This is a genomic window from Pokkaliibacter plantistimulans (assembly GCF_003194385.1).
Taxonomy (GTDB): Bacteria; Pseudomonadota; Gammaproteobacteria; order Pseudomonadales; family Balneatricaceae; genus Pokkaliibacter; species Pokkaliibacter plantistimulans.
The window spans coordinates 47162-67446 of the sequence record NZ_LAPT01000036.1 but is presented as its reverse complement, the minus strand read 5'-3'; the positions used below and the strand labels follow the sequence as shown (position 1 = coordinate 67446).

The 20285-nt window shown below is 58.0% G+C and carries 15 protein-coding genes; 5 read left to right on the top strand and 10 right to left on the bottom strand.

Annotated elements, in window-relative coordinates; genetic code table 11:
• Positions 1-232: 232 nt before the first annotated feature.
• The gene (locus WH50_RS08890) at positions 233-2011 is read right to left on the bottom strand and encodes a methyl-accepting chemotaxis protein (protein WP_110186986.1); all 1779 of its coding nucleotides are present in this window, start codon (positions 2009-2011) and stop codon (positions 233-235) included.
• A 343-nt stretch (positions 2012-2354) separates the two neighbouring features.
• Here WH50_RS08890 and WH50_RS08885 point away from each other — a divergent pair, with 343 nt between their 5' ends.
• On the top strand, positions 2355-4097 hold the full coding sequence (locus tag WH50_RS08885) for a monovalent cation:proton antiporter-2 (CPA2) family protein (RefSeq protein WP_110186985.1): 1743 nt from the start codon (positions 2355-2357) through the stop codon (positions 4095-4097).
• Positions 4098-4282: 185 nt separating this feature from the next.
• Here WH50_RS08885 and WH50_RS08880 read toward each other — a convergent pair whose 3' ends face one another.
• The 5 genes from WH50_RS08880 to WH50_RS08860 all read right to left on the bottom strand — a co-directional run bounded on the left by WH50_RS08880 (position 4283) and on the right by WH50_RS08860 (position 9474).
• The gene (locus WH50_RS08880) at positions 4283-6178 is read right to left on the bottom strand and encodes a methyl-accepting chemotaxis protein (RefSeq protein WP_110186984.1); all 1896 of its coding nucleotides are present in this window, start codon (positions 6176-6178) and stop codon (positions 4283-4285) included.
• A gap of 196 nt (positions 6179-6374) precedes the next feature.
• Positions 6375-6881 (bottom strand): dihydrofolate reductase, encoded by a 507-nt coding sequence (locus WH50_RS08875; protein WP_110186983.1) that lies wholly within the window; start codon positions 6879-6881, stop codon positions 6375-6377.
• Between the two features lie 48 nt (positions 6882-6929).
• The gene (locus WH50_RS08870; RefSeq protein ID WP_110186982.1) at positions 6930-7781 is read right to left on the bottom strand and encodes a thymidylate synthase; all 852 of its coding nucleotides are present in this window, start codon (positions 7779-7781) and stop codon (positions 6930-6932) included.
• Positions 7782-7834: 53 nt separating this feature from the next.
• Positions 7835-8620, bottom strand: coding sequence for a prolipoprotein diacylglyceryl transferase (gene lgt / locus WH50_RS08865; protein WP_104153394.1), 786 nt, complete (start codon positions 8618-8620; stop codon positions 7835-7837).
• 68 nt (positions 8621-8688) lie between these two features.
• Entirely contained in the window at positions 8689-9474 is a 786-nt protein-coding gene (locus tag WH50_RS08860; RefSeq protein ID WP_110186981.1) for a sulfite exporter TauE/SafE family protein, read from the bottom strand.
• 90 nt (positions 9475-9564) lie between these two features.
• Between WH50_RS08860 and WH50_RS08855 the strand changes: the two genes are divergently transcribed.
• From WH50_RS08855 to WH50_RS08845, 3 genes are all read left to right on the top strand, one after another.
• The gene (locus tag WH50_RS08855) at positions 9565-10389 is read left to right on the top strand and encodes an NRDE family protein (RefSeq protein ID WP_110186980.1); all 825 of its coding nucleotides are present in this window, start codon (positions 9565-9567) and stop codon (positions 10387-10389) included.
• A 151-nt stretch (positions 10390-10540) separates the two neighbouring features.
• Positions 10541-12901: an ATP-binding protein gene (locus tag WH50_RS08850; protein WP_110186979.1), complete on the top strand. Its 2361-nt coding sequence runs from the start codon at positions 10541-10543 to the stop codon at positions 12899-12901.
• 112 nt (positions 12902-13013) lie between these two features.
• Positions 13014-15197 (top strand): c-type heme family protein, encoded by a 2184-nt coding sequence (locus WH50_RS08845; protein ID WP_110186978.1) that lies wholly within the window; start codon positions 13014-13016, stop codon positions 15195-15197.
• A gap of 60 nt (positions 15198-15257) precedes the next feature.
• On the opposite strand, the gene ptsP is transcribed toward WH50_RS08845, so the two are convergent.
• Both ptsP and WH50_RS08835 read right to left on the bottom strand, forming a co-directional pair.
• Positions 15258-17555, bottom strand: a complete 2298-nt coding sequence (ptsP, locus tag WH50_RS08840) for a phosphoenolpyruvate--protein phosphotransferase (protein WP_110186977.1) — start codon at positions 17553-17555, stop codon at positions 15258-15260.
• A 65-nt stretch (positions 17556-17620) separates the two neighbouring features.
• Positions 17621-18118, bottom strand: a complete 498-nt coding sequence (locus WH50_RS08835; protein WP_104153409.1) for an RNA pyrophosphohydrolase — start codon at positions 18116-18118, stop codon at positions 17621-17623.
• Positions 18119-18265: 147 nt separating this feature from the next.
• Here WH50_RS08835 and WH50_RS08830 point away from each other — a divergent pair, with 147 nt between their 5' ends.
• Positions 18266-18928, top strand: coding sequence for a histidinol-phosphatase (locus WH50_RS08830; protein ID WP_110186988.1), 663 nt, complete (start codon positions 18266-18268; stop codon positions 18926-18928).
• Between the two features lie 90 nt (positions 18929-19018).
• Here WH50_RS08830 and WH50_RS08825 read toward each other — a convergent pair whose 3' ends face one another.
• Complete coding sequence (locus WH50_RS08825) at positions 19019-19291, bottom strand: RNA recognition motif domain-containing protein (RefSeq protein ID WP_110186976.1); 273 nt, start codon at positions 19289-19291, stop codon at positions 19019-19021.
• Between the two features lie 286 nt (positions 19292-19577).
• Positions 19578-20231: an HD domain-containing protein gene (locus WH50_RS08820; protein WP_207780235.1), complete on the bottom strand. Its 654-nt coding sequence runs from the start codon at positions 20229-20231 to the stop codon at positions 19578-19580.
• Positions 20232-20285: the final 54 nt, after the last annotated feature.

The following is a 20285-nucleotide window of genomic DNA, read 5'->3' as shown; positions in this document are numbered from 1 at the left end:
GCGGCTTAACAGGCTGTTGAAAAACGTTATCGAGGCAGCCGAGACAAGGAAATACCCCTAGGGCACAAGAAACAGGCGAAAAAGCGGAGTTTAGTGAACTAAATGAGCATTTGACTCGCTCCGCTCGCCCCTTCGGGGCCGTGCTAAAGCACGTTCAGCCTTTGGCTGTGAGCCTGTTTTTGACGCGGTATTCGGCAACGCAGATAGATTTTCAACGACCTGTTAAAGCCCCTCAGCTCGCCAGAATCTCACTGCCCATGCCGAAAATCATCGCTCCCCAATGGCGATTGTTGACGTAAATGGGCAGTGAGAGGTCATTCATCACTTCCCCGGTGTCACGGATAAAGGTCTGCAGCAGGAACGGCTGAGTATTGCCTGCCCGTCGTCGTTCTTCCTCACTGCCATTGAAGATACGCTGATGACGGCTCTTGAGATTGTCCTGCTGGGCATCGCCTGTCAGCGGTTGCGACACATGGGTATGATGTGCTGGCGCGTAGCCATTGCTGTCAACGGCGATGCTGTAGATAAAGCCCGGATGCGCCTTGAGGTAAGCGTCATACAGAGGGGGCAGCAAGCTGGCCAGCTGGTCGCTGTAACGGGTGCGATACTTGCGGGGTTCGCTCTGATTGATGGCCTGATATTGCTGATCAAACAGCTCCACGCCTTGACTGGCCAGCTGTTGCAACTGCGCCTGTACCTGATCACGGAAATGACGGGACTCCTGCAGTACCTTCTCGAAGCCGCCGCGACCGATCTGATAACGGGACAGATATTGCTGGGTTTCCTCGGTTGTCCCGGTGAGCTGCTGGGTAAAGCCTCTGGCCTGCTGCATGGCATCCGAGGTGCTGTCGGCCAGACTCTGAATTTCCGTCACCCGCTGGAACAACACCTCGTTGACCGCTGAGACAGATTCCACCGCCTGATTGATCTCGATGATTTCCTGATGGGTACGGCGAAAATCCTCCTGCATCACCGCAAAGTCATCACAGGTATGCACCACCACACCGCGCGCACTGCCAATACGGCGCTGAATGTCATCACACTCCTCCCGGGTGTGCTCCACCAGCTCGCCCATATGCGTGATATAGCCATGAATATCCTGCGTCGCCTTACCTACCTGCTGCGACAGGCTGCGGACCTCATCGGCCACCACGGCAAAACCGCGTCCGTGTTCACCGGCCCGTGCCGCCTCGATGGCCGCATTCAGGGCCAGCAGGTTGGTCTGGTCGGCAAATTCGTTGACCATGGCCAGAATGCGCTTGATCTGTTCGGAGTTGTCCTGCAACTGCAGGACCGTCTGCTGGAAGTGGTCGATTAGGCTGTGGGCCTGCTCGATCTCGGCACTGGTACGGGAAAGCTCACTGGCCGCTACGCCGACCTTGCTGATGGTATCGGTGGTTTTGCTGGAAATACTGCCGGTATGCACGGCAATCTCCTGCACTGCCCGGGTCGACTTCTCGCTTTCCTGATAGAGCACGCCCGCCGCGTGCTGCAGGCTGGTCATCGCCTCGCCACTGCTCAGCACCACCTTGCGCACCCGGGTTGCCTCCTGCGACAGGGTGACGCTGCGGCTGCGTACCTTGTCGATAACCTCTTTGAGGTTGTCGGAAAAATGGTTGTAACGCTCAGCCATCAGACTGATCTCGTCATAGGTGAACGACGGCAGGCTGGCCGAGATATCACCGTTCTTTTCTTCAATAGCTGACAGCACATCAATCATGTGCTGGATCGGGTGCAGGAACAGATGACGCATGTACAGGCCAATGCCGACACAGACCAGCAGATTGAGTCCGATCAGAGCGCCAAAGCGCTGATCCTGCCAGGTTCTGATCAGTTGTTGCTGCTCGCGGCTGATACCTTGCAGATCAAGGCCACCCCACAGCAGCCAGTAGGCCAGTGGCAGGCTGGTGACCAGAAAGATGAAGCCAAGATTCCCGACCAGTTTGCGGGTAAGGGTAAAGAACAGCGCTTTTTCTACGGCCTTATAGATATGTGTCAACGTCTGGATCACAGATCAACCCCCTGTCAGCAGGCATGACCTGCCGGTATCGGCGGCCCTGGCACGCCAGGCAACCTGTACCGGACAGCTTGGTATTGGTTGTTATCGGGCCTAAGCATAGCCTGCTTTTCGACAAAGTGTGTTGATCCAGCACGGGTACTTTAGTCCAACAAAAGCAAGCTGTTGGCCAACGACTTGCCACCCTTGAGGACGCATAAGCCGCCGTTGTGTTTGGCCATCTTTTTTAACGACACATTGTCTGCACAATGGTGGCTTCTGTGCGGCGAGCAAATAGGCTAGCCTTGCAGCCGTCAATGGACCCTGCTGTTATCGGCTTAACGACGGATCACGATATATGGATCATTTTCTCCTCAGTACCATCATCTTTCTGCTGGCTGCGGTACTGATCGTACCTTTGGCCAAACACAACGGCCTGGGGGCAGTGCTGGGTTATCTCGGCGCGGGTCTGCTGATCGGCCCCAACAGCCTTGGGCTGATCAGTGAGGTGGAGGCTATCCTGCACTTCTCCGAGCTGGGCGTGGTGTTACTGCTGTTTCTCATCGGTCTGGAGCTGAAACCACGCCGCCTGTGGGTGATGCGCAAGGCGGTATTCGGTCTGGGTCTGGCACAGGTATTGCTGTCAGGGGCGCTGCTGGGTGGCGTTGCGCTGTTGTTCGGCCTGACCTGGAAGACCGCACTGATCGCTGGCTTTGGTCTGGCGCTGTCATCCACTGCCTTTGCTTTGCAGCTGATGTCCGAACGGGGCGAGCTGTCGAGCCAGTATGGCCGCGGCGCCTTTGCCATCCTGCTGTTTCAGGATCTCGCGGTCGTCCCTCTTCTGGCTCTGGTCGCCGCTCTGGCGGATTCCAAGGTACATGACTCCAACGCCCTGCTGAATCTGGCCAAAGGGCTGGGCATGATCATTGCCGTCATCGTGATCGGTCGTTTTGCCGTCAAACCCGCCTTCCATCTGGTCGCCAAAGCCCATAGCCGCGAACTCTTTACCGCTGCCGCGCTGCTGGTGGTGATGGGCACCGCCTGGCTGATGGAGCAAGTGGGGCTGTCGATGGCTCTGGGAGCGTTTCTGGCTGGCATGTTGCTGTCGGATTCGGAGTTCCGCCATCAGCTGGAAGCCGACATCGAACCCTTCCGCGGCCTGCTGCTGGGGCTGTTCTTTATGGCGGTGGGTATGCAGATGGACCTGCATCTGCTGCTGGAACACATCGGCATTATCCTCGCCGCGGTGGTGGTGCTGATGCTGATCAAGACCGGTCTGATCTATGCCATGGCACGGGGCTTTGGCAATAACAATGCCGACAGTCTGCGCATGGGCGTAACCCTGTCACAAGGCGGTGAGTTCGCCTTTGTGCTGTTCAGTACGGCGGCCCAGTCCAAACTGATGAGCACCGAGCTGACTGGCATCATGACGCTGGTGGTCAGCATTTCCATGGCCTTCACGCCGCTGGTGGTCAAGGCCGCTGACAGCTACCTTGGCCGTCAGCAAAAACGCCAGAGTGATGACGAGGATACCCAGGCCCTGGAACATGAGACCTTCCCTGAACACAACCCGGAAGTGCTGATCATCGGCTTTGGCCGCATCGGTCTGACCATCGCCCGTGTGCTGCAGGCACGCAATATTGCCTTTACCGCCATTGATGCCAACCCAGCGCATATCCGGTTTGCCCGGCGTCTGGGTTATGAAGTGTATTACGGAGATGCCCTGCGCAACGACGTGCTGGAAGCAGCAGGCGCTGAAAAGGCACGACTGATCATTCTGGCCATCAACAACCCGGATATTTCCGAGAAAGCGGCACTGCAGATACGTGAACACTTCCCCCGGGCCAAGTTGTTTGCCCGTGCCCGCAACAGTGAGAATGCCCTGCATCTGCTGGAGCTGGATCTCGATCACGTATTTCTGGAAACCTACGACACCAGTCTGGGCGTGAGTCTGGAGGCGCTGCAGGCACTGGGTGTCCCGGCAGATAAAGCGCGGCAGTGGATTCTCGAATTCCGTGAAACCGATCTGGCCCAGCTGGAAGCCAAACGTCTGAGTAAAGCCACGTCACCACAGGCGGAAAGCTGGCAGCACGAGCACTGAGCGTGTCCGCCCCATGCATGCCCTGCAACGTCGCATCTGGCCTGACTGATACAGGCCAGATACAGTGCCTAGTCCGCTGATCCGGACAAGACGCTGAAGCAGCGGTGTCTGTTCACCCCTCCCCAGCTCTTGTCACCTTACGGTGATCGCGCGACCGTTTCTCAGCACTACAACCGAGACAAAAATCAGAGACGGAAGCGCCCGACTTCCTGCTCGACCTGACGGGCCAGCTGATGCAGCACCCTGGCCTGCGCTGCCGCCTGCTCGCTTTCTTCTGCCATGTCACTGGCCACGCCGCGAATGGCTTCAGTATTGCGATTGATTTCATTAGTGACGGAGGTTTGCTCCTCCGCTGCCGACGCAATCTGGGTGGCCATGTCGGCAATACTGGAGATGGCTTCAGTGATCTGCCCCAGACGCTGATGCGCCGCATCGGCATCACCCACGCTGGTACGGGCCAGCCGATGCCCACGCTCCATGATCGTCACCGCCCGGGCAGTGGTCTGCTGCAGGGTCTCGATCATGGTCTGGATCTCCGCAGTGGAGGCATGGGTCCGCTGTGACAGCACGCGGACTTCATCGGCCACCACGGCAAAGCCCCGGCCCTGCTCACCGGCGCGGGCCGCTTCAATGGCCGCATTCAGCGCCAGCAGATTGGTCTGCTCGGCAATACCGCTGATGGTGGCCAGAATGCCACTGATCTGCTGCGCGTGCTGATTCAGTTCGGCAATGGTGCTGGTGGCCTGCTCCACTTCATCCGCCAGGCTGCGAATTGAGCCCTGGCTTTTTTCCACCTGCACCCGGCCTTCATGGCTGAGGCTGACCGAATCCTGCGCGGCAGAGGCAGTGCGCTCAGCATTGCCGGCGATTTCCTGAGTCGCCATGGCCATCTCGGTGACCGCCGTGGCTACCATATGAATTTCATCCTGCTGCAGCTGCACCCGCTGGCTGCGGTTGTGAGCAGCACCAGCAACCCCATCGGCTTCGCCAGTCAGCTGCACCGAGGTGCCATGCAGACGGCTGATAATGCCCTGCATACGTTCAACAAAGCGATTGAAACCACCGGCCAGACGGCCAATCTCATCCTTGCTGCTGACCTGAATGCGCACGGTCAGGTCGCCTTCCCCTTCGGCGATGTCTTCCAGCGCGACGGCGACACGCTCCAGATTGCGGAACAGCACCTTGAACAGGTAGATCAGCGCCAGGGTAAAGAGGGCCAGCAGCACCACGGCGATACCGATCTGGGTGATCAGCAGGTCATAGATCGGTGCCATCAGGGTGGCTTTGTCCATCACGAAGATCAGCGCCCAGTTGGTCTGCGGAATAGCCTGGGCATAGACAAAGCGCTCACGCTGATCCAGTGACGTTTCAAACAGGCGGTTATCACTGATCAGCTGAGGCAGGTGGCTGCTGTCAAACAGCGGACTCAGCTCACCGGCAGACTTGGTCTGCAAGTCGGTATGCGGATGGGTGATGATCTGGTCGCTGCGATCCACCAGAATGGCGTAGCCCTTGCCCGGCACATCCAGTGCATTGGTACGTTTGGTCAGCTGCTCCAGCGTCAGGTTGGCACCGACCGCACCGATGACTGCGCCACTGGCCTTTACCGGCTCCGCCAGCGTCACGACCAGCTGCTTGAGGGTGGCGCTGATGTAAGGTGCGGTGACAATCGCCCGGTTCTCTTTCAGCGCCTGCTGATACCAGTCACGCTTGCGCGGATCATAGCTGGCGTTGTTCTTGTCCAGCGCCGGATCCTGGCGGAACATCTGCCCCTGCTCATTGCCGTAGTAGGTCAGGGCAAAACCCGCGGCATTGTGTGTTTGCAGAATGGCGGCGTAGGGGCTGTCCTGCGGATGGTCTTCGATCTGCTTCTTGAGGGACGTCATGGCCTGCTGGCGGTCATGCAGCCACTGCCCCACTCCCTCACCATAAGCACCGGCGAAATGCTGGGCATCCTTCAGCAACTGGTCCAGCATCTGCTGACGCATGGTGATGTTGGTTTCCCACACCAGCGCCAGCACGATCACGCACACGGCAACGATACTGACGCCCAGCAGGCGCGCACGCAGTGACAGATTCATACAACATCCTCTTGTGGTATTCCCAATGCAGGACAACGAACAGATGATGGGAACGACTACAGGCCGCACCGACAGACCGTCAGGTTGAACCCCTGCGGGATGTCGGCAGCCCGTGCTGGAAGCTTAGTACAAGATCGGCAGAATTGGCGTTGGTACGGTCTGCCAAAAGGGAGATATGCGCTTTCGTTGAACAGCTTTAATACCGGCGATCAAGCACCAGAAAGCTGTAGGCATGGGGATTACGTTCGGTGGGCTGATGATCGATACGCCCCTGCTCCTGCCAGTCGGCATCATTCAGCACGGGGAAGAAGGCATCTCCCTCAATATCGGCCCAGACCCGGGTCAGATAGAGCCGCTGACAGTGTGGCAGCGCCTCGTTGTAGAGCTGGGCACCACCGATAATCATGCACTCATCACTGCCACCGATCAGGCATTCTGCCTCAGCCAGAGCAATGGCCTGCGGCAGGCTGTGCACCACCTTGACGCCGTCATGCTGCCAGTCAGTCTGACGGGTAATAACGATGTTAGTGCGTCCGGGTAACGGCCGGCCGATGGAGTCGAAGGTCTTGCGGCCCATCAGGATGGGCTTGCCCATGGTCACCTGCTTGAAGTACTTGAGATCCTCCGGCAGATACCACGGCAGTTTATTGTCGATACCGATGACATTGTTCTGACTGGCGGCGACGATGGCAGCAAGTTTCATGAGCGTATTTCCGATTGCAGGGCAGATCAGGGGTGGTGCAGGCGCAGCCTACACCGAGAACGGATACTGAATGGGATCGTGGCAGCGGTAACCCTCCACCTCGAAGTCATCCAGCGTCACCCAGGTTTCCAGATCTTCCAGACGGCGAATCGACGGGTTGATACGCAGCTGCGGTGCCGGGAAGGGTTCCCGCTTGAGCTGTACATCGCGCATCAGCGCCAGCTGATCCTCATAGATATGGGCATTGACGATCTTGTGATAGGCCATCCCGGCCTTATGGCCAGTGATCTGCGCCATCAGGGCCAGGAAGGTGAACACCTGCACCTGATTGAAGTTCAGCCCCAGCGGCACATCACAGGAACGCTGATAGGAAGTCAGATGCAGCGTATCGCCCAGCAGCGAGAAGGTATGAGTGTGCATGCACGGCCGCAGGCAACCCATGTGGAACTCGCCGGGGTTATAGAAGGTGATGATTTCGCCACGGTCATCGAGACCACGGCTCAGGTTATCCACCACCTTGCGCACCTGATCCAGATGGCCGCCGTCAGGCTTGGCCCAACTGCGTCCCTGCACACCGTAGACCCGGCCCATATCATCCTCACCGGTACGGTAGGGGTTGTTCAGCCAGGCGCCGTTGTCGTTGGCATTGGCATCCCAGGTTCGGGTGCCCAGTGCACGGAAATCAGCGGCGCTGCTATACCCCCGCAGATAGCCCAGCAGTTCGGCAATGGCTGCCTTCCAGTAGCTCTTGCGGGTGGTGATCAGCGGAAACTCATTGGCGCCGACACGGTAGTTGAGGTCAGCGTTGATCACCGTCAGGCAGCGCTTGCCGGTACGCTCATTCTCAACCCATACGCCTTCATCAATGATGCGCTGGCAGAGTTGCAGATATTGCTTCATAGATACACCTTGTCGTCACGCCGCCAGCTGCCTCAGTGACGGCGCCTGCGCCATCAGTGGATGGCGCGTTTGCTCTGATACGCGTAAACAATAAAGCCGGCACCGACGGCCAGCATCGGCAGGCTCAGTAGCTGTCCCTGCGTCAGCCAGCCCCAGGCAATGTAGCCCAGCTGTTCATCCGGCTGACGGAAGAATTCAACAATGATACGGCTGAGGCCATAGCCAATCAGGAATAACCCTGACACCGCCCCTGCCGGACGCGGCTTGCGCGAAAACAGCCAGAGTACGGTAAAGAGTACGATGCCTTCCAGTACAAATTCGTACAGCTGGGACGGATGGCGTGGCAGGTTGTCAGCGCGGGGAAACACCATAGCCCAGGGCACATCCGTCGGCCGCCCCCACAGCTCGCCACCGATAAAGTTGCCAATACGACCCGCCCCCAGACCGATGGGCACCAGCGGTGCGACAAAGTCCCCCAGACTGAGCAGTGACAGACCCAGTTTACGCGACTGCCACAGTGTCACCGCGGTCACACCAAGCAGGCCACCATGGAACGACATGCCGCCTTCCCAGACATAAAACAGCCATTTAGGGTCGGCCAGAAAGCGGTCAAAGTTGTAGAACAGCACATAGCCGATCCGCCCGCCCAGCACCACGCCGAGCGCACCATAGAAGATCAGATCAGATAACTGCTCCTTGCTGAGACCAAAACGTTCACGGCGTTGCTGGCCCAGTAACCAGGCGGCAGAAAAGCCGACCAGATACATCAGTCCGTACCAGTGAACCTTGAGGGGCCCAAGCTCAATGGCAATGGGGTCAATCTGAGGATAGGTAAGCATAGTTTTTCCGTGGCACCCTTAACATGGCGGCTGGCCAAGAACCCTGGCTGCGGTTACGCACTCGATCATCAAAGCAGGAACCGTATGCCGACAATCACCAACAATAAAGCAAAGGCCCGTTTCAAAATATGACCGGGCAGACGATGCGCCAGTCTGGCGCCCACACGGGCGAATGGCGTGCTGGCGATCACAATTCCCAGCACGGCGGGCAGATAAACATAACCCAGACTCCACTGCGGCAGACCCGGCGCATCCCAGCCAGCGACGATATTGGTCGCCGCACCGACGATGGCAATCGGCAACCCCAGCGCCGCTGAGGTGCCCACAGCCTGCTGCATACTGACATTGCACCAGGTGAGAAACGGCACAGTCAGGGTGCCGCCACCGATACCAAAAATCGCCGATGCCCAGCCAATAACCCCGCCCGCGCCCACCAGACCGGGCTTGCCGGGCAGTCCGCGGCTGGCTTTGGGCTTGAGATTCAACGCCATTTGCAGAGCCACACAGATAGCAAAGATACCAATCAGTTTTTGCAGCAAGGCACCCGGCAGCAGCACCGCTGTTTTCACCCCCAGTGCCGCGCCGAGCAGAATGCCCAGCGTACAGCTGGTAAAAATCGGCCACAGCACCCCGCCCTTCTGATGATGGGCGATGATGGAACTGATCGCGGTGCCGATAATGCACGCCAGCGAGGTCCCCACGGCCAGATGGGTCAGGACGTCCACCGGCAGATGCTGGGCACCGAAAGCAAAGATCAGTGCCGGTACAACCACCATGCCACCGCCGATGCCAAACAACCCGGCCAGCACTCCCGCCACCGCTCCCAACAGCAGATACAGCAAAAAAATAGACATCAAATTCGCTCACTCGGCATACTGGCCTCCCATCCATTCCTCCGTGTCATAGCTCACGCAAGGCATGACACGGCAGACAAGGAGCCCACCATGTGTTTGCTGGTTCTGGCCTGGCAGCATGATCCTGACTATCCACTGCTGCTGGCCGCCAATCGCGACGAATTCTATCAGCGTCCGACCCGCAGTGGGCGCTGGTGGCCGGAATTTCCTCAATGTTGGGGCGGACAGGACCTGCAGGCAGGCGGGAGCTGGTTCGTCATCAATCGCGCCGGTTACTGGGCCGCACTGACCAACGTCCGTGAAGGCAGTGGCAAGGCGGATCACCTGCGCAGCCGGGGCGAACTGGTGAGCGGCTATCTGCGCCAGCTGGAGATGGATACCGAGCATGAGGACAGCCGCTCCCCCTACAGCCTGTCGGCCTTTGACTATGCACTGCAGGTGCTGGAACAGGGCCACCACTACGCCGGTTTCAACCTGCTGCTCGGCAGCCCGGATGAAGTGATCTATTGCAGTAACCGTCTGCCCTGGCCCGAACGTCTGCAACCGGGCCTGTATACGCTGTCCAACGCCCGGCTGCACAGCCACTGGCCGAAAACACAGCAGGCCCGTCAGGCCATGCAACACTGGCTCGCGGCCGGACGCGATCTGCCCTCGTTGCCACGTTTGCTTGGCAGCCGTCAGCAGGCGCCCACTGCAGAGTTGCCCGATACCGGCATCAGCGTGGAGTGGGAGCAGCGTCTGTCTTCCTGTTTTATTGCCAGCCCCGGTTACGGGACCCGCTCCAGTCTCGGCCTCAGCCGCGATCAGGCAGGGCTGATCAGCGTGCGGGAGTGCAGTTTTTCCCCCGGCGGCTATGCTTTTCAGCAAACCTGTGAAAGCTGGCACGTTCGGGGCAGAAATGGATTTGCCGCTTAGTTATAAGTGTCTCAAAAGACACCTTAAGGCCTGCTGCTGTTTGACGCGCATCAGGTAGAAATGTGATTTGCCACACCCGCCTCTATGTCATCCGGCAGTTCTCAATGGCGGTCAGGCAGGTCCTCTGTTGCATGCCTATTGGATCACGGTCATGACTACACCCCGCTCTCAGTCCTTCTTCAGCCTGGTGTGGCGCTCCTATCTGCGCAGCGCCCTGCTCCCGATCATTCTGATCGAACTGGCACTGGTGGTAGCCTACTTGCTGACCAATGCCATCATCCGCGACGAGAATATTCAGACTCTGCAACGGCTGGCCAAAGACCAGCTGCAGGGCGTGGCCAATCTTGAGGCCGGGCGTATTTCTGACCAGCTCGACAGTGTGGCGCATATGACCCGACTGCTCCAGCGTCAGACCGAGGTAGCCTACCAGACCCCGTATCAGGCCAGCAGTGAAGAACAGCAGCGCTATTCAGTGACCGACGGCGTGCTGCATACCACCCGTGAATTGCCGGGACGGGCGGCACTGTTTTATTCCAACATCAACACCATTGGCCAGACGCAGCGTGACAAGGCCCTGCAGCTCGGTCAGCTCGATAACGTGATGCGTGATGTGGTCGATGCCCAGCCACTGGTGACGCAGGCCTACATCAACACCCGGGACTCGATGAATCGCATCTATCCCTACTTCGATGTCATTGATCAGTATCCCCACGACATGAAGATCACCGAGTACAACTTCTTCTACGATGCCGACATCAAGCACAACCCCGGCAAGGGGCCGGTCTGGACGGATGTCTACATCGATCCGGCCGGACAGGGCTGGATGACGTCCTGCATCGCCCCGGTGTACCTGCCCGGCAGTGATCCGGCCAAAGGACCGGAAGCCGTGGTTGGGCTGGACATCACCCTGGAACAACTGATCAAACAGATACTTCATCTTGATGTGCCCTGGCAGGGCTACGGCATTCTGGTGGACAAGAGCGGCACCATCATGGCCCTGCCGCCGCAAGGTGAAGAGGCCTGGGGCCTGAAAGAGCTGACCAATCAGTCGTATGCCGATGCCATTCGGCAGGACACTTTCAAACCCGATGAATTCAACCTCCACAAGCGTGCTGATACGCAGGCGCTCAGTCAGGCGATGCAGAAAGCCAACAGTGGCATCACCGAACTCAACCTTAACAACGATCTGATGCTGGTCAGCTGGCATACCATTCGTGGCACCAACTGGTCGCTCCTGCTGCTGGTCGATGATGACAATATCTACACCGATGCCATGGTGCTCAACGCCCGCTTCAATCGCATTGGCTATCTGATGATCGGTGTACTGGTACTGTTCTATCTGTGCTTCTTTGTTTATCTCTATCGCAAGGCATTCACCCTTAGTCAGTCGGTCGCCATGCCCCTGCAGGCGCTGTCGGCCACCATGAAGCGAATCGGGGAAGGCGACTACTACCAGAATCTGGAACCCTTTGTCGTACGTGAGGCCCAGGAGACCGCCACCGGCCTGATCCAGATGGGTAAGGCGCTGGGACAATACACCCAGGCGCTGGAAGAAGCCAAGACCAATCTGGAAAACCTTAATCAGGAGCTGGAAGCGCGGGTGACCACACGCACTCAGGAGCTGCAGGACCTCAATCACCAGCTCAATCAGGAAAATACCGCCAAGGCGCAGCTGATTGATGAGCTGAGACAAACGCAGGCGCAGCTGGTGCAGTCAGAAAAAATGGCCTCCATTGGCCAGCTGGCAGCCGGTGTGGCCCATGAGATCAACAATCCCATGGCTTACATCTCTGCCAATATCGAAGCCATGGGAGATTACGTCGGCGATCTGCTCAGCCTCAATCAGGCCTATGAACATGCCCTGCTGCCCAGCAGTGACCCGGCCCGTCAGTCTCTCGACGAGCTCAAGATCCAGCTGGATTACGACTTTCTCATCAATGACCTGCAGGCACTGGTGGAAGAGTCGCGCGAAGGCACGCGACGGGTGAAGAAGATCATTGAAGATCTGCGTGAATTCTCACACGGGGGCGATAGCGACTGGGCCTGGACCGATGTGCACAAAGGTCTGGAAAGCACCCTCAACATCGCCCACAACGAGCTCAAGTACAAAGCCGAAGTCGTCCGTGAGTACGGCAATCTGCCCGCCGTGGAGTGCATCCCCTCACAGATCAATCAGGTGCTGCTCAACCTGCTGATCAACGCCGCCCAGGCGATCGAGCAGTTTGGCAGGGTCACCGTGCGCACCGGCCAGAAAGATGATCAGGTCTATATTCAGGTGGAAGACACCGGCAGCGGCATTGATGAGAAGCATCTGGGCCAGATCTTCAACCCCTTCTTCACCACCAAGCCGGTGGGCAAGGGCACGGGCTTGGGTCTGGCCATGAGTTACAATATTATGGAAAAACATCACGGGCGCATCGATGTGACCAGTGTCAAAGGCCAGGGAACCTGCTTTACGCTGTGGCTACCTATCAAGCAACCGGTCAGTCTGGAGGTCGATCACCGCTCCTGATCGACGGTCGCTTGCCTCATCGAGCCCCTTACTCATTTTTCGGGCAGCCCCAGATCCACCATGAATCGTCACGGCGGATCAGGGGCTGCCCCTTGCTATCGGGAACCATGCAGTGACAACCAAGGAGTCAGGAGCACCGTCTGCCAGCCACTTTTCCAGTACCTGGTTCTCGGCCTTTATCGTGGTCCTGATCGTCGCCAGCCTGTCGATCAGCTGGTGGAGTTACGAACAGAACCGGAATCATCTGGAGCAGGAGGCCATTCAACAGGCCGATGAATACCTGCAGCTGATGATGCAGATTCGCGCTTTTTACTCGCGGGAGATTGTCCCCAAAGCGAAAGACGCCGGGATGCGGATTGGCCATGATTACGCCTTCCACAATGACATGCTGCCGCTACCCACCTCCTTCACCATGGACTTTGCCCGCAACCTGATGGCCGAGAATACCGGCCTGCGGATTCGTCTGTTCAGCGAGCTGCCCTTCCCGTGGAACAAGTCCGGCGGCCCTCAGGATACCTTCGAGAATGATGCGTTAAGGGCGCTGCACTCCAACTCCTTCGAACCGTTCTATCAGTTTGACGACAAGAACGATCAGCTGACCCTGCGCTACGCCCGTGCCGACATTCTCTCCCCCAGCTGCGTGGCCTGCCATAACTCCTATCCCGGCACCCCCAAGCGCGACTGGAAAGCCGGCGACGTGCGTGGCGTCATGAGCGTGACCCGCAATATCAGCACCGGCACCGGCCCCAGCTTCTTCTGGTCACTGACCTTCGTGCAGACCCTGTTTAGCGTGCTGGCGCTGGGACTGCTGTGGTACAGCATGTCACGGCTGCATAAATCCCTGCGCCATGCCGAAGCGCTGAATGACAAGACCCTCGACGTCAACAAACGCCTGCAGAGCGAGATTCAGCAACGCAGCGAAGCCGAACAGGAGCTGCGCCTGACCGCCGCCAAGAATCAGGCCATCGTCTACAGCGTGGCCGACAGCCTGATGCTGGTTGACCAGCAATGGCGTATCCAGCAAAGCAACCCGGCAGGCTGCCAGCTGTTGCGCAGCAACTGGGAGCAACTGCGGCAGCAACCGCTGACCCAGTACTTCAATGCCCTCAGCACACCACCCGACCACTGGCTGCCCACCGGCAACGTTCCCAAGGAACTGCAGGGGTTACGCCCTGATGGCTCCAGCTTCCCGGTCATGCTGCAGATCAACAAGGTGGCCAACTCGCAGCCCGCGCTTTACGTGGTGGTCATCCGCGATATCAGCGAACAGAAGACACTGGAAATGACTCTGGCAGAAGCCCGCGATCAGGCATTGGCCTCATCACAGATCAAATCCGAATTCTTGCGCAAGATGGAGCAGCTCAACAGCGAGCTGGAGCTGCGCGTCAATGAGCGAACCCAGGCGCTGCAGGATGCCAACCAGCAGCTGCAAAGCACTGCCGCGGCGCTGGAGGAAGAACGACGCAGCCAGCAGCAGCTGATCCAGCACTGGCAGCAGGCCCAGGCACAGCTGCTGCAACAGGAAAAACTGGTGGCACTGGGACAGGTCACCTCCGGCGTGATCAGCGAAATTCACGCACCGCTGGCCTTTGCCCTGTATCAATTGCAGCAGCTGCAAAGCAATGGTCAGCAGACCATGCAGAAGCTGGACAACATCTATCAGCGTATCAGCGTCGAGCAGCCTGATTCACCGTTGCTGCCGGAGCTCAGTCAGGTCTGCAATACCGAGATGGATATGCTTGACCAGCATCTGACCACGACGCTGGCAGGCCTCAATCAGGTAGAACAAACCGTCAAGGAGCTGCAGCATCTGGCCGAAGCTGAACAAGGGGGGCATATCCCCATGGAGGTCAATGGCCTGATCACCAGCGTGCTGGAAGTGCTGCGCACCGAGATCAGTGAACACATCCTGATTCAGCAGGACTTCGCCGAGCTGCCGCCTTATCAGGGCAATGTCCTGCAACTGAGCCAGCTGATGATCCATCTGCTGATTCAGGCGGAAGAGTCGCTGCAGGGCAACGGGCGTCTGCGCATACGCACGCGCCAGGAGGAAGAGGATATCCAGATTGAACTGGAAGATGCCGACGGCGACGCCACCAGCCAGTGGCAGAGCATGACCGCTGATAGCGGCAGCAATCCGATCCGCAGCCTGATGATCAATGAGTTGGTGCAGCAGCTGCAGGCACAGCTGGTCTTTGGCGTGTTTGGCCCGCAACAGAAGGGGTTCAGCCTGCGTTTGCGCCTGCCGCTGCAGCCTCGCCCGCCCCAGAATGCAACCTCAGCCCCTGAGCAATAAACGCTGAAGGCCGCATTAGCGGCCTTCCGTAATCACATCAGTCTGTCGCACGAGTGGGGTTTAGCCCGCCTCAAGGTTACGACGGTTACCCAGCCGGCCGACGCCCGCATCATACAGCAGGGTATAGATAGCCTCTTCCACCGCTTTGGGATCGAGCAGCTGCATGACGTTATCGAGCATGGCACAGGCTTCGGCATACTTGACCGCACGGATCGCCGCCTTGACCTTGGGCAGATGGATCGGGCTCATGGACAGCACATCGTAGCCCATGGCCATCAGCAGCACGGCACCGCCGGGGTCGCCTGCCATTTCACCACAGATGCTGACCTGCACCCCTTCCTTATGCCCTTCCTCAACCACGCAGCGCAGCGCCTGCAACACCGCCGGATGATAGGAATGATAAAGTCCGGCGACCCGCGGATTGTTGCGATCCACCGCCAGCAGATACTGCGTCAGGTCGTTGCTGCCCACCGACAGGAAGTCAACATGACGGGCAATATCCCGTGCCTGATACACCGCCGCAGGTACTTCGATCATCACGCCGAGGGCGGGGCGTGCAATCGGCAGGCCTTCATCACGCAGCTCGTTGAGCGCATCGTTGATCAGGCGTTTGGCTTCGATGACTTCACCGACATAGGACACCATCGGCAGCATGATGCGCAGGTTGTCGAGGCCGATGCTGGCTTTCAGCATGGCGCGTACCTGCACCTTGAAAATCTCGGGATGATCCAGCGTGACCCGGATACCGCGCCAGCCAAGAAAGGGGTTATCTTCCTCAATGGGGAAATACGGCAGCGCCTTATCCCCGCCGATATCCAGCGTACGCATCGTCACGGAGCGCGGCGCAAAGGACTCCAGCTGCACCCGGTAACTCTGTACCTGTTCGGCTTCGGTGGGGAAAGACTCGCGAATCATGAAGGGCACTTCGGTACGGTACAGACCGATACCTTCAGCACCCCGCTCCAGTGAGCGGTTAACATCTGCGCCCATGGCAGTATTCACCCACAGGGGAATGCTGCGCCCATCAAGCGTCTCCGCTGGCAGATCGCGGATCGCCTCCAGCCCCACTACCAATTGCCGCTCCTCAGCGATAATCAGCTCGTAGTAATGACGCAGGTCCTTGGATGCATTGACGAAGACCCGTCCCATGTAGCCATCCAGCACCAGATCCTGTCCGTCCAGCTGGGTCATCGGCAGATCGACGGCCCCCATCAGGGTAGGAATCCCCATGGAGCGCGCCAGAATGGCCGCATGGGAGTTGGATGAACCTAATACGGATACCAACCCCACCAGCGATTCCGGTGGCACTTCCCCCAGCATGGCAGGGGTCACTTCTTCAGCAATCAGAATCGTGTGCGGCGGAAACTGTTTGGGCTCCGCACTGGCTTCTTCCTGCAGGTAGGACAATACCCGGCGGCCAAGGTCACGAATATCCGTGGCCCGTTCACGCAGGTAGGGGTCATCCATCAGGGAAAACTGGCGAATATGCTCCATCGCCACGGCGCAGAGCGCACCCTGCGCCCACTGGCCGTCTTCAATCAGACTGATAACTTCGCCGGGCAGGGCATTGTCATCCAGCATGCGCAGATAGACGTCAAAAAGCGCAGCCTCGTCCTTGCGCAGGCGCTTCGACAGCGTCCGGCCTACCGCCCGGATATCGCGCCGGACCTGCTTCAGGGCCGCCTGAAAGCGTTCGATTTCCAGTGCAATCTTGTCTTCACTGATCGTCTTCTGCGGCACCGTGGTGAGATCGGCCGGGGGCGCCATCACCACACCCACACCGATAGCCACACCGGGAGAAGCGGCAATACCGTCGTACTTGCTTTCCGAACCGACGGTTTCCGTCTGATTGGTAGAGGAGTAGATACCAACGGTGGCTTCAGCGTGAGCAATGATGCCCGCCAGCTGGGCCGACATGGTTACCAGAAAGGCTTCATCACCTTCATCGAACTTGCGCTGCTCACGCTGCTGGACGATCAGCACACCGAGTACCCGGCGCTGATGAATGATGGGCACACCGAGGAAGGACTTGAAGCGCTCTTCACCGGTTTCTTCGAAATAGCGGAATTGAGGATGCTGGGCGGCGTCATCCAGGTTAAGGGGCTCTGCCCGCTGACCAACCAGACCCACCAGACCTTCATGCAGAGGGATGCTGACCTGTCCGACGGACTTCTGATGCAAACCCTCGGTGGCCATCAGTACGAAGGCCTGCAGATCTTTGTCAAACAGGTAAACGGAGCAAACGTGCGTGCTCATGGCACTGCGGATACGTTTCACAATAAGCACCAGAGCGTCGTCCAGCGTCTCGGCGCTGTCCACCTCCTGCACTATCTTGCGTAACGTCTCCAGTTTAGGCATGATGCCGCTCCCTCAAAGTTGGCCCGGCCAGCAGTGCTGCGAGCCATCTGTTTACCCGTATGCAATTACCCCATGTCGCGTCCATAGCAAAGACGCATATGGCGTGTGGACAACTCCCGCATGGCGCGGCGGTAGACCTCACGCTTGAACGATACAACCTGGCCCAGCGGATACCAGTAACTTACCCAGCGCCAGTGGTCAAATTCCGGCGACGGACCCGCATCAATACACACCCGCTCGTCTTCAGCCAGCAGACGCAACAAAAACCATTTCTGTTTCTGACCGATGCAGACAGGCTGGCTGTGGTAACGTACCATGCGCTTGGGCAAACGGTAACGTAACCAGCCACGGGTACAGGCAAGAATCTCGACGTGTTCCGGGTTTAACCCCACTTCTTCCTTGAGTTCACGAAATAGCGCCTGCTCAGGGGTTTCGCATTCTTTTATGCCACCTTGAGGAAACTGCCACGCATCTTGTCCGATGCGCCTTGCCCAGAGTACCTGCCCTTGTCCATTCGCCAGGATGATGCCCACATTGGGCCGGAATCCGTCTTCGTCGATCACGGAATCACCCTGTCATAACTTTGAATTAGCCTTATTCTTCCACAACTGCCCAGATTCACCAAGGGCTGGTGCAAATACAAAACTTTTTGGAAACAGCAGCTTAGCCCCGCCTTGTGACGGGGCATGCAAAAACCGGGAGAAACGACCTTGAGACTGGCCATTTTTGACCTTGACCATACCCTGATTGGCGGCGACAGCGATCAGGTCTGGGGTGATTTTCTGGCAGAATCCGGCCTGGTGGACGGCGATGCCTACAAGGCCCAGGTCAGTGCTTTCTATCAGGACTACATGGCTGGCACGCTGGACATCCATGCCCACCTCAGTCACTCACTGGCACCGTTGAGCCGCTTCAGCATGGCAGAGCTGGATTCACTGCATCGTGACTACTTTGCCCAGAAAGTGCTGCCACTGCTGCAACCCAAGGCGCACCAGCTGTTGCAATGGCACCGTCAGCAGGGCCACTATCTGCTGATCATCACCGCAACCAACCGCTTTATCACTGCCCCCATTGCCGAATACCTGGGGGTGGACGATCTGATTGCCTGTGAAGCCGAGATTATCGACAACCGTTATACCGGCCGTCCCACCGGTGTTCCCAGCTATCGCGAAGGCAAGGTGACGCGTTTGCAGGATTGGCTCAGGCAACACCCCGAACTCAGCCTTGAAGGCAGCTACTTCTACAGCGACTCCCACAATGATCTGCCCTTGCTGGAGCTGGCCTCACAGCCTGTCGCTGTCGATCCGGACGACGTACTGAAGCAGGTAGCCACCGAGCGCGGCTGGGAGATTGTTAGCCTGCGCAACTCATAAATCACTGAACGCTCAGGTAAACCAGCTATTAACACAAGCAACAACGGGAAGCTAAGCTTCCCGTTGTTGCTTCACAGCATATACTGAAGATCAGTAGCGCGGGCGACGCTGAGGCCGTTCACTGCGGGGCTGTGCCTGATTGACTTTGATGTTGCGACCCTTCAGCGGCTTGTCATTTAAGGCCTTGATGGCCTGATCAGCTTCAGAATTACTGGGCATCTCGACAAAGCCAAAACCTTTGGATTCACCTGAAAATTTGTCAGTTGCAAGGGATACGCTCTCTACGGTGCCAAAGGCTGAAAAAGCGTCGCGTAAATCGGCTTCTGTGACAGTGTAGGGAAGGTTGCCGACATATAGATTCATTAAATATCACTCTTAGCGGAGGTATGCGTTGTTCGCGAGATCATCAATCAGGTTACCAAGCGCACAAATAACCTGCTTAAAGCTGCCGAAGGCAGAGGGGAAGGAAGGCTGACAGCCTGATAACTGCCGGTATAGGGCACTTATCCGACAACATCCACTGAGGAGTCAGGACAAGACCGTCATTACTGCAACGAGCCTGAAGAGTGACTGAAAAGTGTGCAATCCGGTCGCTACAGTATGCTTCTTTCCCCGCATTTGCACTCTTTATTTATTGCAGGGTTATTTACTAACGACACTTATCGGCTGCGTCCAGGTACACAATTTCCTGCCGTAACTGGGCCAGATAGCAACGCATGAAGCTGGTCCGCTGGACAGCCTCTGCACGCCCTGCAGCCGTCGTGAAAGACTGTTCGAGCCTGAGCAGCTTGGTATGGAAGTGGTCCAGACCAAAGCGATGGTCATCAGGTTCACGCTCCACACAGAACGGGTCATCCAGACTGTACAGCGTCCGCTGCAACTGGCCACCGACCATGAAAGTTCTGGCGATGCCAATGGCGCCCAGAGCATCCAGACGATCCGCATCCTGCACCACTGCCGCTTCCAGCGTACGCGGTGTGATGGCCGCGCTGAAACTGTGAGCACAGATAGCGTGATGAATCGCCTCCAGCCAGCGGGAGGGGTAAGCAATCTGCTGCAACAGCACTACCGCCCTGTCAGCACTCAGGCGTGAACTCTGACTGCGCAGTGGTGAATCCTTGGCTACATTGACGCAGTCATGCAGCCAGGCAGCAGGTAATACCACCCCCAGCTCAGCCCCTTCCGCGTCTGCCAGCCGCCGCGCATTGGCAACGACACGTTCGATATGGGCCAGGTCATGGGCGGCATCTTCCACCATGGCCTGACGTAGCAGCGGCAGAAACATCTCACGATCATTCATCATCGCTCTCCTCAAACTCAGCGCGCGACTTGTCCTGTTGCAGAGTGGCTCCTACAC